The organism is Acinetobacter sp. 228 (assembly GCF_048147885.1).
The window spans coordinates 1-1,516 of the sequence record NZ_JAYWYV010000216.1 but is presented as its reverse complement, the minus strand read 5'-3'; the positions used below and the strand labels follow the sequence as shown (position 1 = coordinate 1,516).

The 1,516-nt window shown below is 40.1% G+C and carries 2 protein-coding genes; both read left to right on the top strand.

Annotated features, from left to right (window positions below):
• On the top strand, window positions 1–668 hold a 668-nt coding region (locus VXQ92_RS17515), incomplete at its 5' end, for a GntP family permease (RefSeq protein WP_416682677.1).
• A 33-nt stretch (window positions 669–701) separates the two neighbouring features.
• Entirely contained in the window at window positions 702–1,487 is a 786-nt protein-coding gene (locus VXQ92_RS17510) for a 3-hydroxybutyrate dehydrogenase (protein ID WP_265642975.1), read from the top strand.
• The last annotated feature ends 29 nt before the right edge of the window (window positions 1,488–1,516 follow it).

The following is a 1,516-nucleotide window of genomic DNA, read 5'->3' as shown; positions in this document are numbered from 1 at the left end:
CCGTAATGAACAAATATTTGTCTAAAGCAATCAAAGAGTGGTATCCAAATGGTTTTGATTTTGCCGCAGTTGGATTAGCGGATTACACCGTAGATGTTGCAAAAACCGGTGCGATCTGGGCAGTTGGTCTTGTGCTGATTGTCGGGATTATTTCCGCAATTTTATTTGATTACCAACGTGTAGTGACGAACTTTAAAGAAGGCATTAATGCCAGTATTGGTGGCTCACTTTTAGCAGTGATGAATACCGCATCTGAGTATGGTTTTGGTGCAATTATTGCGTCATTACCGGGCTTTGCCATGATTAGTCATGCAATGAGCAGTAATTTTACAAATCCACTAGTAAATGGGGCTGTGACAACAACTGTTTTAGCAGGTATTACCGGTTCAGCTTCTGGTGGTATGAGTATCGCTTTAAGTGCGATGGCTGAACAATATAACGCCGCGATTTTAGCTGCGGGTATTCCACCAGAAGTCATGCACCGTGTGGTTGCAATGGCATCAGGCGGTATGGATACCTTACCGCACAATGGTGCTGTTATCACTTTACTCGCTGTTACAGGTTTAACCCATAAACAATCGTATAAAGATATTTTTGCAGTCACGGTAATTAAGACATTAGCGGTATTTGTGGTGATTACGGTCTTTACCGTAACGGGTATTGTTTAAATCAGCACGATATAAGTATTAAGGAGTAAATAAATGACAAAACTTTTAGACGGTAAGGTCGCTTTTATTACAGGTTCTGCAAGTGGTATCGGTCTAGAGATTGCTAAGAAATTTGCTCAAGAAGGAGCCAAAGTTGTTATTTCTGATATGAATGCCGAAAAGTGCCAAGAAACGGCAAACTCACTTAAAGAGCAAGGTTTTGACGCATTATCTGCACCATGCGATGTGACCGATGAAGACGCTTATAAACAAGCCATTGAGCTTACTCAAAAGAACTTTGGTACGGTTGATATCTTAATTAATAATGCTGGTTTCCAACATGTTGCGCCTATTGAAGAATTTCAAACGGCTGTTTTTCAAAAGTTAGTTCAAGTCATGTTAACTGGGGCATTTATTGGTATTAAACATGTTTTTCCAATCATGAAAGCTCAAAAATATGGTCGTATTATTAATATGGCTTCAATTAATGGCTTGATTGGTTTCGCTGGAAAGGCAGGTTATAACAGCGCTAAACATGGAATAATTGGTCTAACAAAAGTTGCCGCATTAGAATGTGCACGCGACGGTATTACGGTAAATGCTTTATGCCCGGGGTATGTAGATACACCATTGGTTCGTGGGCAAATTGCAGATTTGGCTAAAACCCGTAATGTAAGTTTAGACAGTGCACTTGAGGATGTAATTTTGGCAATGGTTCCTCAAAAGCGTTTGCTATCTGTTGAAGAAATCGCTGATTATGCAATTTTCCTTGCGAGTGAAAAAGCAGGTGGGGTAACAGGCCAAGCTGTCGTGATGGATGGCGGTTATACGGCCCAATAATTTAATTGTTTTATAAAAGCCGCTTATTT

Excerpts from the sequence above, each read along its gene's own strand:
- VXQ92_RS17510 (WP_265642975.1), top strand. The coding sequence starts at position 702 with ATGACAAAACTTTTAGACGGTAAGGTCGCTTTTATTACAGGTTCTGCA.